Origin of the sequence: Pseudomonas sp. GW456-L13, assembly GCF_017350115.1 — a bacterium.
Taxonomy (GTDB): Bacteria; Pseudomonadota; Gammaproteobacteria; order Pseudomonadales; family Pseudomonadaceae; genus Aquipseudomonas; species Aquipseudomonas jessenii.
The window spans coordinates 1665860-1678772 of the sequence record NZ_JACNAS010000001.1; the positions used below are offsets into that span (position 1 = coordinate 1665860).

Annotated in this window: 12 protein-coding genes; all 12 read right to left on the bottom strand. The window is 60.1% G+C overall.

The annotated features are described in order from the left end of the window. Nucleotides 1-105 precede the first annotated feature (105 nt). The 12 genes from J4D25_RS07570 to J4D25_RS07625 all read right to left on the bottom strand — a co-directional run bounded on the left by J4D25_RS07570 (nucleotide 106) and on the right by J4D25_RS07625 (nucleotide 12771). Nucleotides 106-1677 (bottom strand): flagellar hook-associated protein 3, encoded by a 1572-nt coding sequence (locus J4D25_RS07570; protein ID WP_057715911.1) that lies wholly within the window; start codon nucleotides 1675-1677, stop codon nucleotides 106-108. 13 nt (nucleotides 1678-1690) lie between these two features. Beyond that, on the bottom strand, nucleotides 1691-3736 hold the full coding sequence (gene flgK / locus J4D25_RS07575) for a flagellar hook-associated protein FlgK (protein WP_057715912.1): 2046 nt from the start codon (nucleotides 3734-3736) through the stop codon (nucleotides 1691-1693). 23 nt (nucleotides 3737-3759) lie between these two features. Further along, nucleotides 3760-5046 (bottom strand): flagellar assembly peptidoglycan hydrolase FlgJ, encoded by a 1287-nt coding sequence (gene flgJ, locus J4D25_RS07580; protein ID WP_057715913.1) that lies wholly within the window; start codon nucleotides 5044-5046, stop codon nucleotides 3760-3762. A gap of 11 nt (nucleotides 5047-5057) precedes the next feature. Next, nucleotides 5058-6146 carry a flagellar basal body P-ring protein FlgI gene (locus tag J4D25_RS07585; RefSeq protein ID WP_057715914.1) on the bottom strand — a complete coding sequence of 363 codons (1089 nt, stop codon included), beginning with the start codon at nucleotides 6144-6146 and terminating at the stop codon, nucleotides 5058-5060. Between the two features lie 27 nt (nucleotides 6147-6173). Then, nucleotides 6174-6869 (bottom strand): flagellar basal body L-ring protein FlgH, encoded by a 696-nt coding sequence (flgH, locus tag J4D25_RS07590; RefSeq protein ID WP_057715915.1) that lies wholly within the window; start codon nucleotides 6867-6869, stop codon nucleotides 6174-6176. A 52-nt stretch (nucleotides 6870-6921) separates the two neighbouring features. Beyond that, on the bottom strand, nucleotides 6922-7707 hold the full coding sequence (gene flgG, locus J4D25_RS07595; RefSeq protein WP_057715916.1) for a flagellar basal-body rod protein FlgG: 786 nt from the start codon (nucleotides 7705-7707) through the stop codon (nucleotides 6922-6924). 45 nt (nucleotides 7708-7752) lie between these two features. After that, nucleotides 7753-8493 (bottom strand): flagellar basal body rod protein FlgF, encoded by a 741-nt coding sequence (locus J4D25_RS07600; protein ID WP_057715917.1) that lies wholly within the window; start codon nucleotides 8491-8493, stop codon nucleotides 7753-7755. A gap of 202 nt (nucleotides 8494-8695) precedes the next feature. After that, nucleotides 8696-9292: a cytochrome c3 family protein gene (locus tag J4D25_RS07605; protein ID WP_057715918.1), complete on the bottom strand. Its 597-nt coding sequence runs from the start codon at nucleotides 9290-9292 to the stop codon at nucleotides 8696-8698. A 9-nt stretch (nucleotides 9293-9301) separates the two neighbouring features. Further along, entirely contained in the window at nucleotides 9302-9763 is a 462-nt protein-coding gene (locus tag J4D25_RS07610) for a nitrate reductase cytochrome c-type subunit (protein WP_371319448.1), read from the bottom strand. A gap of 41 nt (nucleotides 9764-9804) precedes the next feature. After that, nucleotides 9805-12309, bottom strand: a complete 2505-nt coding sequence (napA, locus tag J4D25_RS07615) for a nitrate reductase catalytic subunit NapA (RefSeq protein ID WP_057715920.1) — start codon at nucleotides 12307-12309, stop codon at nucleotides 9805-9807. Further along, the gene (locus J4D25_RS07620; protein ID WP_057715921.1) at nucleotides 12300-12566 is read right to left on the bottom strand and encodes a chaperone NapD; all 267 of its coding nucleotides are present in this window, start codon (nucleotides 12564-12566) and stop codon (nucleotides 12300-12302) included. Before J4D25_RS07620 ends, napA begins: the two co-directional genes overlap by 10 nt. 37 nt (nucleotides 12567-12603) lie before the next feature. Continuing rightward, nucleotides 12604-12771 carry a periplasmic nitrate reductase, NapE protein gene (locus J4D25_RS07625; protein WP_173677902.1) on the bottom strand — a complete coding sequence of 56 codons (168 nt, stop codon included), beginning with the start codon at nucleotides 12769-12771 and terminating at the stop codon, nucleotides 12604-12606. Nucleotides 12772-12913 lie beyond the last annotated feature (142 nt).

Genomic DNA, 12913 nt, shown 5'->3' on the forward strand with positions numbered 1-12913 from the left:
AGGCGGCGCGAGCCCGCCCTGAAAAGCGAGCCCTTTGTTACCGCAAAAAAAGACGATAAATACTGAAGGGACAAGGCCATCGGGCGCCTGCGCGCCCGACCACCGTCAGATCTTGTTGAACAGGCCCAACTGGGAAATCTTGCTGAACGCCAGCTGCGCAGCCTGCAACATGGTTTGCTGCAAGGTCAGGCGAGTCATGACTTCGGCCGGGTCCGAATCGCGAATTGACTTCTGGCTCTCGCTGTTCGCAAGGGTCAGGCTCTCGTTGGTCGCGGTCTGGTTATCCAGCGCCTGGCCGCGAGCACCGATCGTGGTGATGGCCGAACCGATCTGGTTGGCCGCACTGTCGATGTTGCCCATTCCCGACTCCATGGCCCCCAGAAACTTCTGCTTGGCCACTGCGTCGCCGTCGACTGGCGTGTTCAGCGCGGTGATCATCTGGCCCAGGGTGTCGAGCACGTTCTGGGTCTGATGGTTGTTGTTCTGGATCACGAACTGGTCGCCGGACGCTGGAGTGCCTCCGCCCAGGGCAAAGGTCACGCCCGCCGCGGTGGCGTTGCCGCCCGAAACCGTGCCCGACGAGACCGGCTTGCTGTCAGCGGTGACCGGGGCTGCATACAGGTCGAAATTGGTGGCGCTGGTGAACTTGAGGATCGCCCCGCCCGCCGGGAAGGCGTTGGTGTAAGCCGTCGGGTCGGTCACGCTGGAACCGGTGATGACCGCGGTCGACGGGTTACCGGCGCTGCGCGAGGTGTTGAAGGTATCCGACGTGGAAGACAGATTGAAACTGTGGCCGGCGATCACCGCATCCGGGTTGGTATCACCGGATTTGAGGTTGATGTTCAGCTTCAGGTCGACGCCACGGAAACTGACCGTCTGGTTGGCGCCGTTGGCATTGCTGATCAGACCGTTCTGGCTGGCTTCGGCGGTCACGTCGTTGCCCAGCGAGTCGGTGATCTTCAACTGGGTGCTGCTGAGGAAACTGACAGTGTAGGGCTGGCCGCCAGTGAACTTCGCGTTGTAGGTGGAGCTGGTGCCAACCGTACCGTTGGACAGCACCACGCGACCGTCATCCACCGCCGGAGCAGTCATGGTGGTCTGGGTGCGACTGGTATTGATGGTCTGCTGGAACGCATCCCAGCCAGTGGTGTTGGTCCCGACCGTCATGCCATCGCCAATACCAAGGTCGATGGTGGTCTGGTCACCGTTGTAGCTGTAGGTGCCGTCGGCGTTCTGCGAGTAAGGCGCGGTGTCGGTTTTCGAACCGGAGAACAGGTAGTTGCCGCTCGCGTCCTTGGAGTTCATCAGGCCCAGCACTTGTTGCTGGATCTGGCCCAGTTCCGACGCATAAGCCTTGCGGTCCGCGTCGGTGGCAATGCCGTTGCTGGCAGCGAGGGCCAGTTCCTTGACGCGCTGCAGAGCCGTACCGATGGAGTCGAGCGTGGTTTCCTGCAGGCTCAACGCATTTTTGGTGCTGCCGATGTTGGTTTTGTACTGATCAAGCATCGCGCTCTGCTGGCCCAGTTGCAGCAAACGACCGGCGCCGATCGGATCATCGGCGGCGGTATTGATGCGGACCAGGCTGCTGGCTTCGTTGCTGGTCGCGATGGCCTTGTTGAAGTTGCGCTGGTAGTTGGCAGCGGTGATTTCGTAATACTGGGCGGTGGAAATGCGCATGAATTACGACTCCTTAAAGGCTATTGATCAGCGTGGTGAAAATTTCCTGCGCAGCCTTGATGATCTGCGAAGACGCGGTGTAGTACTGCTGGTACTTGACCAGGTTGCCGGTTTCCTCATCCAGGTCGACCCCGGAGTTCGAATCCCGCGCCCCCTTGGCATTGGCCAGGATTGCCGTGGTGGCGTCGCTGTCGGACTTGCCCTGGGCAGCCTTGGCGCCGACGTTGGTCACCAGCTTGTTGTAGGCATCGGTCAGGCTGATGCCCTTGCTCGCCGTGCCGGTGTCTACGGTCTGTTTGGTTTGCAAACCCACCAGCGCTTGAGCATTGCGGTTGTCCGAAGACGCCGCGCCGGTCAGGTTGATGGTGAAGCTTTCGCCGCTGGCTGGCGTGGCGCCGACCGTGGTCTGCACAGTGAAGCTCTTCTGCACGGCTGGCGTGACGCTGTTGTCCATCACCGGCGCACCGCTGGCATCGACCATGCCCACTTTCAGGTTCAGGGTGTTGCTCTGGCCGGGAACGATGGTGCCGGTGCCGATCGAGTTGCCCTTGGCATCGACCATGTTGTAGGTCTGGCTACCGCCGCTGGCCGCCCCGAACACCAGTTTGACCGGCGTCGAGTTCTTGAGCGCGGTCTGCATTTCTGCCTGGGCCGCCGGGTTGTAGATATCGATGGTGCTGGTCAGCGTCGGCTGGGTGTAGGTGCCGGTGTTGTTGGCGCTGGTCACGCCGGTCAAGGGTGCGGCCGCGGCGATTTTTTTCGGGTCGGTAAGCACGGTCTGGATACCGGCCGCCGCGCCACGGGTCGGTGTCACCTTGAACGAGTCGCCAGCGCTCAACGCACCGCCGTTCAGGTTCAGGCTGAAGCCGTCGATCACCGGAGCCGGCGTCGTCGTGGTGCTGAACGAGCCCATGTCAGTGCCGTCCGAGCGCTTGACGGTGTAGTTGGTCGCGCTGGTGAACGTCACCTGATAGTCGCTGGCGGTCAGCTTGCCGGTGTCCTTGATGGTGACATCCAGGTTGCCGGAGCCGGCACTGTTGCCCGCTGCCGCAATGCTGCGCTGACTGATCAGGGCGGCACTGTTGATGTTGTTGAAGATCGCCGCGCCGAAGTCACCGTTCTTGTCGATGCCTTGCGCCTGCTGGCTGTTGATCTGGTCGGCCACCACCAGCGCCACGCGCCCCAGCTCATTGAGCGAAGGGTCGAGCACTTCCTTGCGGTAAGTCAGCAGACCACCGATTTCACCACCACTGATCACCGAGGTCACGTCGATGGTGCTGGAGCCACGGTTCAGCTGCAGCGCCATGCGCGACGGATCGTTCTGGCTCGGCACGGTTTGCAGTGAATTGGTGGTGTTGCCGACCACCAGGGGCTGGCCGCTGCCGATGTAGATGTCGTAGCTGCTGCCACGCTCGACCACTTGGGTACCGACCAGCTCGGACAGTTGCCGCACGGCTTCGTTGCGTGAGTCCAGCAGGTCGTTTGGCTGATTGGTGCCGGTGGAGAGCTCGGAAATCTTCTGGTTGAGCGTGGCAATAGTGGTAGACAGCTTGTTCACCTGATCCGCCATGTCGCCCAGGCTGCCGTTCAGGTTGGTGTTCTGGTCGTTCAACTGCTTGGCAATCGAATTGAAGCGGGCGGACAGGGCCTGGGCACCGGTCAGCACCGACTGGCGGGACGTGTCGTCGGTGGCCGAGGTCGAAACGCCCTGCATCGAGGTGAAGAACTTTTGCAGCACGCCGGTCAGCCCGGTGTTGGTATCGGAAAGCGTGGCGTCCAGCGGAGTGGCCTGAGCGTTGTACGACGCCGCTTCGCTGTTGAGCGAGGTGGCGGTACGCAACTGCGAATCGAGGTAGGCGTTGTACACGCGACGCACATCGGCCAGCGTTGTGCCGGTGCCGATGAACACATTGCCGTACTGAATCGAGCCTTTGGTGCTCTGCACAGATTGCTGGCGCGAGTACCCGGCGGTGTCGACGTTGGCAATGTTGTTGCCGGTCGTCACCAACGAGTTATGGCCAGCACTCAGCCCCGACATCCCGATATTGAGCAAACTCATGGTTCAGACCTTATACCTTGTGCCTATAAAGGCGTAGTTGAAACGCCCGCCGCAGCGTAGTTCTGGTAACTCGTCATCTGCTTGGCTATCTGCGAAATCTTGCTCGCGTAGTTCGGATCGGTTGCGTAACCGGCCTTCTGCAACTCGCGTACAAACTGTTCTGGGTTATCGGCCGACTTCACGACATCTTGATAGCGATTGTTGGTCTGCAGCAAAGTTACAAGGTCGTGGAAACTGTCCTCGTAGGAGTCGTAGGAGCGGAACTGCGCCGTCTCCTTGACCATCTGCCCGTTCCTGAATTCGCTGGTGATCGCCCGCGCCGAATTGCCCTGCCAACTATTGCCGGCCTTGATGCCGAACAGGTTGTGGCTGCTGCTGCCGTCCTGAGCACGCATGACCGACTTGCCCCAGCCGGTTTCCAGGGCCGCCTGCGCCACCAGGTAACGCGGATCGACACCAATGCGGGCCGCCGCTTCCTTGGCCATCGGCAACATGGTGTTGACGAACTGGTCGGCGGAACCGAAGGCTTTCTTCGCCGGCGCCAGCGGAATCTGCGCCATGGCGCGACCGTAGATCTGCATGCCGCCACCGGAGGTTTTCTGCGCGTTGGCCAGCCAGTCGCCGTTATACAAAGGACCGGCGCCAGTGCTTGTCGCGCGCTCAGGCAACGGTGTCTTGTTGATCGTCGTGACTGCGGCCGTCGCCGAAGGCACCAGCCCGGCCAACAGACGATCAGCCAGCTTCGGCGGCAACGCGAGGCGTCGCTGATTGATCAGAGCCATGTCATTGCGATGACCACCCTCGCCCGCCTCTTGCGGCGCATGGACCGATCGCGAAGCCCACAATGGACGCTGGCCATTGACCCGCGACAGCGGCCCATTGACAGCAACCGTGCCCGCCGCCACCGGCGTTTGCACGGCGGCCTTGGCAGCCTCTTGCTTGGCCAGCGATGCAGCAGCCGCCTCGCCCGGCGCCAATGGCTTGTTCTTCGACATCTGGCGCATCAGCACGTCCGCCAGGCCGATACCACCGCCCTCGCGGGACATGGAAACGGCCAGTTGCTGGTCGTACATTTCCTGGTACTGCTTGGCCGCCGGCGTGTTCATCGGATTGTCCTGCCCCAGCGCTTCGGTTGCCGAGCGCATGGACTTGAGCATCTCACCGAGGAACAGCGATTCGAACTCCTGCGCCACCTTGCGCATGTTGCCGTCGCTGTTCTTGTCGCCGACCTTGAGCTGATTCAGACGATTGAGGTCCGAATAGGAGCCCGAATCGCTGCTGCTGACCAGACCGCTCTTGCGCATATCCACGATGGCCGTCCTCAGATCACGATCAGATCGGCTTGCAGGGCGCCGGCCTGCTTCAGCGCTTCGAGGATGGCCATCAAGTCACCCGGTGCCGCGCCGACCTGGTTCACCGCCCGCACGATCTCGTCGAGGGTGGTACCAGGGCCGAACTTGAACATCGGCTTGGCTTCCTGCTGGGCGTTGACCTTCGAACGCGGCACCACCGCCGTCGTGCCATTGGACAGAGGGCCGGGCTGGCTGACGATCGGGTCTTCGGTAATGGTCACGGTCAGGCTGCCGTGGGTCACGGCAGCCGGGGAAACCTTGACGTTCTGGCCGATCACGATGGTGCCGGTACGGGAGTTGATGATGACTTTCGCGACTGCCTGGCCCGGATCAACTTCGAGGTTTTCCAGGATCGACAGGTAGTCGACGCGCTGGCTCGGATCGAGCGGCGCGGTGACGCGAATCGACCCGCCGTCGATGGCCTGGGCTACGCCAGGACCGAGCATGTTGTTGATCTTGTCGACGATGCGCTTGGCGGTGGTGAAGTCGGAACGGTTGAGGTTCAGTGTCAGGCTGTTGCCCTGGTTGAAACCGCTCGGCACCGCACGTTCCACCGACGCACCACCGGGGATGCGACCGGCCGACGGAACGTTGACGGTAATCTTCGAGCCGTCTCGCCCTTCCGCGTCGAAACCGCCGACCACCAGGTTGCCCTGGGCCACCGCATAGACGTTGCCATCGATACCCTTGAGTGGCGTCAGCAGCAAGGTGCCGCCACGCAGGCTCTTGGAGTTACCGATGGACGAAACGGTGATATCGACCTGCTGACCCGGCTTGGCGAACGCCGGCAAATCGGCGCTGATCGACACCGCGGCGACGTTCTTCAACTGCACGTTGCCCGAACCCGGCGGCACCTTGATGCCGAACTGCGAGAGCATGTTGTTGAAGGTCTGCAGGGTGAACGGGGTCTGCGTCGTCTGGTCGCCGGTGCCGTTCAGCCCGACCACCAGGCCGTAGCCGATCAATTGGTTGGAACGCACGCCGGAAATGCTGGCGATGTCCTTCAGGCGCTCGGCTTGAACGTTGAACGCTGCGGACATCAGGAACGCAGCCATCATGAGACTTCTGAAATTCAACGTAACCACCTAGAAAGGGAACAGCGGGCTGAGGAAGAAACGGTCGAACCAGCCTGGCTGACTCGCATCGGCAAACGAACCGGTGCCCGAGTAGGTGATGCGCGCATCGGCGACACGGGTCGACGGCACGGTGTTGTCGGTGGCGATGTCATCGGCGCGAACCAGGCCGGCAATCCGCACCAGTTCGTCACCGGTGTTGAGGGTCATCCACTTCTCGCCGCGTACCGCGATAATGCCGTTGGGCAACACATCGGCGACGGTGACAGTGATCGAACCGGTCAGGGTGTTGCCCTGAGCCGCCTTGCTGTCCCCCTTGGTCGCGCGGTCACCTTCGTAGCTGGCACTCAGGCTCAGGTCGCCATCGCTGAACGGGTTGTTGGTGGTGGCGCTGCTGCCGAACAGCGAACTCAGGCCGATGTTGGCCTTGCTGTTCTTGCCAATTTGCGAGTTGGCGTTTTTGCTGGCCTGGGTCCTTTCGTTCAGGGTGATGGTGATGATGTCACCGACCCGGAACGCCTTGCGGTCGCTGTAGAGGTTCTGTTCGAAACCGGCCTGATAGATCGAGCCATTGTTCGCGGCCGCCGGCAACGGCGTGCGCGGCAACACCGGAGCGTAGTAAGGGTCATTGGGCTTGGGCGTCGCAGGCACGCAACCTGCGAGCGCAGTGATCCCACTCAGTGCCAGAACAGATACATAGCGATTCATGACCCTACCTCACGGTGTTGCAGGCGACCCAATGGCCGCCACATAGACTTGATTACAGATTCTGCGTTACGAACGAGAGCATCTGGTCGGCGGTGGAGATCACCTTGGAGTTCATCTCGTAGGCGCGCTGGGTGGTGATCATGTTGACCATCTCCTCAACGGTGCTGACGTTGGACGTTTCCAGGGTGTTCTGCAGCGTGGAGCCGAAACCGTTCAGGCCCGGAGTGCCGACTTGCGGCGCGCCACTGGCGGCGGTTTCCAGGAACAGGTTGTTGCCCACCGCCTGCAGGCCGGCCGGGTTGATGAAGTCGGCGGTTTGCAGGTTGCCGATTACCTGGGCTGCCGGGTTGCCGGCAACGGTGATGGACACGGTGCCGTCGCGGCCGACCGTGAAGGTCTGCGCGTCGTTCGGAATGACAATGGCCGGCTCCAGGGCAAAGCCGCTGGCGTTGACGATCTGGCCATTGGAGTCCAGGTGGAACGTACCGTCACGGGTGTAGGACGTGGTGCCGTCCGGTTGCAGGATCTGGAAGAAACCACGGCCGTCGATGGCCATGTCCAGCGGCTGCTCGGTAGTTTGCAGGCTGCCGGCGGTGAAGTTTTTCTGGGTGCCAACGATGCGCACACCGGTACCCAGTTGCAGACCCGACGGCAGTTCGCTGTCCTGGGTCGACTGGGCGCCTGGCTGGCGCTTGATCTGGTAGAGCAGGTCCTGGAACTCGGCGCGGTCACGTTTGAAACCCGTGGTCGACACGTTGGCCAGGTTGTTGGAAATGGTGGTCAGGTTGGTGTCCTGGGCGGACAGACCTGTTTTGGCAACCCATAGAGCCGGAAGCATTCGATTCTCCTCGTGCGCCTGTTTTACGGCGCGACGTTCTGGTAATTAGCTGATCTGCAAGACCCGAGCCATGGCCTGGTCATCGTCTTTGGCGGTGTTCATCATCTTGATGTGCAGCTCGAACTGCTTGGCCAGGGCCAGAACGGAGGTCATCTCCTCCACGGCATTGACGTTGCTCGATTCGAGGAACCCGGACACCAGCTTGACGTCGGCATCGGCCTGCGCAGGCGCGCCGTCCTTGGTGTGGATCGAACCATCCAGGCCCTTGGTCATGTTCTTGAAGTCCGGGTTGACCAGCTTGATGCGGTCGACTTCCGCCATCACCCGGGGACCTTCGCCCATCGCGCGGATGCTGATGGTGCCGTCCTCGCCGACTTCGATCTGCTGCTCCGGCGGCACGGAAATCGGGCCGCCATTGCCCATGACCGGCATGCCGTTGCCGGCGCGCAGCACACCCAGGGCGTCAACGTTCAGGCTGCCGGTGCGCACGTAGCTTTCACCGCCATCGGGATTCTGTACGGCAATCCAGCCGTTGCCTTGCACGGCAACGTCGAGGTCGCGGCCGGTTTCCACCAGTGAGCCGGGGGAGAAATCCGTGGCCGGGCGTTCGGACATGGCAAACGCACGCGCCGGAAAGCTGTCACCGAACACCGGCATCGAACGGGCCTGCTCCAGGTCTTTCTGGAAGCCGTTGGTGGAGATGTTCGCGAGGTTGTTGGCATGAGCCTTTTGCGCCAGTGCATTCTGGCTGGCGCCGGTCATTGCCACATAAAGGTACTTGTCCACACTCTTTCCTCTGCCTGCCGGACGTTTGCCGCCCACTGCTGTGTTGCGCAGGCTGTAGCAATTTGCAGACCAACTTGCGCGCAGCGGCTCCAACCCCCTTTAAACAGGGGCTGGAGGCTAATCAGAAGGGAATCGAACGATGTATCGAAGACGAAAAACCGGCGCGGTTATGCCGCTTGGCGGCAATGCCGTGAAAAGCCGGCTACCAACCTTTCACGCCGCTCATGTCGGGCAATTTGTGGGCAATGCCTTTATGGCAATCGATACAGGTCGCCTGGCCGCTGGCCAATGAGGTGGAGTGCATGTTGGCGGCGCGTTTACCCTGGCGTGTGAAGTCCATGAACTCGAAGTTATGGCAGTTGCGACACTCCCGGGAATCGTTGGCCTTGAGCCGTGCCCACTCGTGTTCGGCCAGCTCCCGGCGCATGCCCAGAAACTTGTCCCGGGTACTGATCGTGCCGAACAGCTTGCCCCAGACCTCCTTGGAAGCCTGCATCTTGCGGGCGATCTTGTGCGTCCACTCGTGGGGGACGTGACAGTCCGGGCACGTGGCGCGCACGCCCGAGCGGTTGGTGTAGTGAATGGTTTCCTGCAACTCGACAAAAACGTTGTCGCGCATTTCATGGCAGGACGTGCAGAACTTCTCGGTGTTGGTCGCTTCCAGCGCGGTGTTGAACCCACCCCAGAAAATCACCCCGGCGATAAACCCGCCGAGGGTCAGGAAACCCAGGCTGTAATGCACACTGGGCCGACGCAGCACAGCCCAATAATCCTTGAGCAAGGCAAGCAAAGATTTCATGGCCTTTCCTCAAGGTTTCGGCTGGTGGTTGATTTCGTCTTGCAAGACCTGGTCGATGTTCTTGAAGCTGTTGCTCACCAGTGGCTTCACATCCTTTTGCGGCACGTGACACTGGTTGCAGAAGTATCGGCGCGGCGACACCGCCGCCAATGCCTGGCCGTCGCGGTCCATGTAGTGAGTGATGCTGATCATCGGCGCCTGGGTACGCGCACTGTTGGCGCGACTGTGGCAGGTCAGGCACTTGTTGCTGTTCATGTCGATGGCATACCCGCGAATGCTGTGGGGTATGGTGGGCGGTTGATCGGGGTAATTGCGCTCACGCTTGAGGTCCTTGTTCTCGTCTTCCGCGATGGGCGGTGCCGGCAGCTCCTGGGTCAGGGTCCCGCCGACTCGCCGCCCATCCGGTGCCGGCGCATCCAGTGGGTAACCGGGTTCTGCCGCAAATGTCGCGGGCAGCCACATCAGCAGCATGACAAGCAAGGACAGCGAACGATAATTCATGAAAGCTCTCCTTATGCCGTCTTGATCAACTCAATCCTGATCGCGCATTTCTTGTAATCGGTCTGTTTGGAGATCGGGTCCGTCGCATCAAGCGTGACTTTGTTGATCAGCTTGTTGGCATCGAAAAACGGCACGAACACCAGGCCTTGGGGCGGCTTGTTGCGCCCCCGGGTTTCAATCCGTGCACGCATCTCGCCGCGCCGACTGATCAGCTTTACTTCGCTGCCACGCCGGGCATTCAAGGCCTTGGCATCGGCCGGGTGCATGTAGACCAGCGCATCGGGGACCGCTTTATAAAGTTCTTCGACACGCTGGGTCATAGTCCCGGTGTGCCAATGCTCAAGCACCCGACCGGTGCTCAACCAGAACGGGAAGTCCGCGTCCGGGGCTTCCGCAGGAGGCTCGTAAGGCAGCGCGAAGATGATTGCCTTCTTATCGGGGTAGCCGTAGAACTGCACGCCACTGCCCTTCTCGACATACGGATCGTAACCTTCGCGGAAGCGCCAAAGCGTTTCCTTGCCTTCGACGACAGGCCAGCGCAACCCGCGCTCGGAGTGATAACGATCAAAGGGCGCCAAGTCATGACCATGTCCACGGCCGAACTGGGCATATTCTTCGAACAGGCCTTTTTGCAGGTAGAAACCGAAATCCCGGGCCTCGTCGTTCTGATAGCCCGCCGCCATTTGTTCAACAGGGAACTGATCGACCTGGCCATTCTTGAACAGCACCTCATACAGGGTCTTGCCCTTGTATTGCGGTGAGCCGTCCAACAGTTCCTGCGGCCAGACCTCGTCGGTTTTAAAGCGCTTGGAAAACTCGACCAATTGCCAAAGGTCCGACTTGGCGTCACCCGGCGCCGAGACCAGTTGATGCCAGAACTGCGTGCGCCGCTCCGCGTTGCCGTAAGCGCCCTCTTTCTCGACCCACATCGCCGTCGGCAAAATCAGATCGGCCGCCTGTGCCGAGACGGTGGGATACACATCCGACACCACCACGAAGTTCTCGGGGTTGCGCCACCCCGGCAGCACTTCCTGCATGATGTTGGGCCCGGCCTGCATGTTGTTGCTGGCCATCGTCCAATACACATTGAGCACGCCGTCCTTGAGCATGCGACTCTGCTGCACGGCATGGAACCCGACCTTTTCCTTGATGGTGCCCGCCGGGAGCTTCCAGATTTTTTCCGCGGTGGCGCGGTGCGCCGGATTGGTGACCACCAGGTCGGCCGGCAAACGATGGGAGAACGTGCCCACTTCACGTGCCGTCCCGCAGGCCGAAGGCTGGCCCGTCAGGGAGAAAGGACTGTTGCCCGGCTCGCTGATTTTCCCGGTCAGCAGGTGAATGTTGTAGATCAGGTTGTTGGCCCACACCCCCCGGGTGTGCTGGTTGAAGCCCATGGTCCAGAACGAAACCACCTTGCGCTTGGGGTCGGCGTACAGTTCGGCCAATGCCTTGAGGCGCTCGGTTGGCACACCGGTTTCTTTCGCGGTGCGCTCAAGGGTGTAGGGTTTTACAAAAGCGGCGAATTGCTCGAAGTCGATGTCGGTCCAGGTGTTCGCCTTGTCGGCATTTTTGGCTTTCATCTCCAGCGGATTATCGGCACGCAAACCGTAGCCGATGTCATCCGTGCCTTTGGCGAACTTCGTGTGTTTGCTGACGAAGTCTTTGTTGACCGAGCCGCTTTCAATGATGTGATTGGCGATGTAGTTGAGAATGAGCAGGTCCGTCTGCGGCTTGAACACCATCGGAATATCGGCCAGTTCAAAACTGCGATGTTCGAAAGTAGAGAGCACGGCCACTTTCACATTCGGCTGGCTTAGACGGCGATCGGTGACCCGACTCCACAGAATCGGATGCATTTCCGCCATGTTCGAACCCCACAAGACGAATGCATCGGTGACTTCGATATCGTCATAACAGCCCATTGGCTCATCGATACCGAACGTGCGCATAAAGCCCATGACCGCCGAGGCCATGCAATGGCGTGCATTGGGATCGATGTTGTTCGAGCGAAACCCCGCCTTCATCAATTTGTTGGCCGCGTACCCTTCCCAGATCGTCCACTGTCCGGAACCGAACATGGCGATAGACTCCCCGCCCTTGTTCTTCAGCGCCTCCTTGTACTTCAACTCCATCACGTCGAACGCCTGTTTCCAGGACACCGGGTGAAACTCGCCTTGTTTGTCATATTGCCCATTGGTCATGCGCAACAGCGGCTGAGTCAGCCGATCAACGCCGTACATGATCTTGGACAAAAAGTAGCCTTTGACACAGTTCAACCCGCGATTGACCTCGGCTTTTACGTCGCCGTGAGTTGCAACAACCCTGTTGTCCTTGGTCGCCACCATGACGCTGCAACCGGTGCCGCAAAAACGACAGGGCGCCTTGTTCCAGTCCAGGGCGACCATGTCTTGTTCGGTAATCAGGTTGCTGGCAGAGGTAAACACCGGGAGGCCCGCAGCCGCTGCCGCGATCCCGGCAGCCTGGACTTTGACAAACTCTCGCCGCGTCATAGGCATGTGCTTTCTCCCGTTACATCGAGAATCTCGTGATAAACCAGGGCGGCATTGAGCACGCCTGGCAAGCGATTGATCTGATCGATTCGCTGAAGAATCTGGCTTTCGTGATCGGTTTCCAGCACAACCACCAGTTTGCCGGCAGGGCTTTCCTGATGAAGTTCAACGCCCTTGAGCAAACGCAAGTTGGCTTTCACCGCCTCGAACAGGGCCGGACGGGCATGTACTACCAGACTGGCAATGTGCAGCGTCTTTCCCATGTCCCGTACTCCCTGCTGAATTAGAGATAGAAGGCGATCAGTTGGGGGGGCCTGGCGGACCGAGGAGCATTTGCAGGAACCAGACAAAAAAACCGTAACCACCGACTATCGCCACCGATAACAGTGGAAACAGAACAATGATCAGGAAATAGAAGAGGCGAGTTTCTTTGCGAACTCGCTGGGTAGAGTCATCCATTGATGGCATGGTCAGCACTCCTGCCAAACTTTGAGAGGAGCCTAGATGGCTTCCTCTCTAAGTTCCATGATTCAGATCAATAGCAGAAGCTTTAGCGCTTTAAATACGAACTGACAGCACTGGATAAATATTGACACTCGAGAAGAGTTAT

Coding starts and splice junctions, on each gene's coding strand:
- J4D25_RS07625 (WP_173677902.1), bottom strand. CDS start 12,771: ATGCCATCAATGGATGACTCTACCCAGCGAGTTCGCAAAGAAACTCGC.
- flgG (WP_057715916.1), bottom strand. CDS start 7,707: ATGCTTCCGGCTCTATGGGTTGCCAAAACAGGTCTGTCCGCCCAGGAC.
- J4D25_RS07570 (WP_057715911.1), bottom strand. CDS start 1,677: ATGCGCATTTCCACCGCCCAGTATTACGAAATCACCGCTGCCAACTAC.
- flgK (WP_057715912.1), bottom strand. CDS start 3,736: ATGAGTTTGCTCAATATCGGGATGTCGGGGCTGAGTGCTGGCCATAAC.
- J4D25_RS07610 (WP_371319448.1), bottom strand. CDS start 9,763: ATGCTGCTGATGTGGCTGCCCGCGACATTTGCGGCAGAACCCGGTTAC.
- napA (WP_057715920.1), bottom strand. CDS start 12,309: ATGCCTATGACGCGGCGAGAGTTTGTCAAAGTCCAGGCTGCCGGGATC.
- J4D25_RS07620 (WP_057715921.1), bottom strand. CDS start 12,566: ATGGGAAAGACGCTGCACATTGCCAGTCTGGTAGTACATGCCCGTCCG.
- flgH (WP_057715915.1), bottom strand. CDS start 6,869: ATGAATCGCTATGTATCTGTTCTGGCACTGAGTGGGATCACTGCGCTC.
- J4D25_RS07585 (WP_057715914.1), bottom strand. CDS start 6,146: ATGATGGCTGCGTTCCTGATGTCCGCAGCGTTCAACGTTCAAGCCGAG.
- J4D25_RS07605 (WP_057715918.1), bottom strand. CDS start 9,292: ATGAAATCTTTGCTTGCCTTGCTCAAGGATTATTGGGCTGTGCTGCGT.